The sequence below is a fragment of the Streptomyces sp. NPDC001093 genome, from assembly GCF_040298985.1.
Classification (GTDB): domain Bacteria; phylum Actinomycetota; class Actinomycetes; order Streptomycetales; family Streptomycetaceae; genus Streptomyces.
Map to the genome: position 1 here is coordinate 1 of NZ_JBEPBF010000307.1, position 1,001 is coordinate 1,001.

Annotated in this window: 1 pseudogene; it reads right to left on the bottom strand. The window is 79.6% G+C overall.

Features of this window, described 5'->3' with window-relative positions:
- Window positions 1–1,001 (bottom strand): annotated as a pseudogene (locus tag ABT288_RS50055) (hypothetical protein); the annotation flags it as partial.

Genomic DNA, 1,001 nt, shown 5'->3' on the forward strand with positions numbered 1-1,001 from the left:
GCGGCGCACCGGCGTGGCCGGCCGCCGGGCGACGGTCAGCGAAGGGCCGAGCGGCCGAGGGCGCACGGAGCGGGTGTCGCTGGTGCCCGACGCGCGGGCCGGGGTGGCGGAGACGTCGGGCGCCGGCGTGGCGGGGGCTGTGTGTTCCGTCGTGCCGTTCGTGTCCTGACCGTGCGGCGCGGTGCGGCCGGTGTGCGCAGCCGTACCGGGGCCGGGCGCGGGCCGGGGTGCGGGGCTGTCTCCCGGGGAGCGGGGCACCACGGCGATCCGTCGGACGACCGGCAGGTCGGGGCCGATGGCCGGGCGGCCTGGATCGGCGGCGGACCGCTGAACGGGAGTGTCCGGTGCGGCGACGGTCACCAGGGGGCCGGCGGCGACGAGGCCACGGCTGGGCGACGTCCCGGCCGAGCGCTGGACGGAATGCGGAACGGCCTGGCCGGACTGCCCGGCCCGGCCCGAGGCCGCCGAAGCGGTCGCGCCGGCTCCGTCACTGCTCCCGGCGCCGCGAGGAGTCGCGCTCGGATCCGCGGCCGTCGTTCCGGCGGAGCCCGGCGAGTCGCTGCCCGCCCGCTGCCGGGACCCGGAATCCGGCCGCCTGCCGGTGCCGTGGGACCGGACTCCCGGTCGTGTCCTGCGGGACACCTGCGGCACGGGCGCAGCGGACCGCTGGTGCGCGCCGGCTGTGTCCGGACGCGGCTCGCCGGGTTCCTCGGCGCGCGGACCGGTCTCTGCGGCCTCCTCGGCCTGCTGGTGCGGTACGCGCAGCAGCAGGGGGCCGCCGGCGGTGTGGGTGGCGCGCGGCGCGACCGGACCGGTGACGCCGCGCACCAGGCCGACCGGCGCGGAAGGCAGCAGTGCGTGGCCGAGACCCGCGTCGAACGACGGGTCCTGCCAGGACGCGAGACCCGAGCGGAAGGCGAGGCCGTCGCTCACACCGAGCGGGGCGCGGGCCACCGTCAGCGTCGGCGGCGGCGTACGGCGCCACCCGCCGTCCCAGTCGT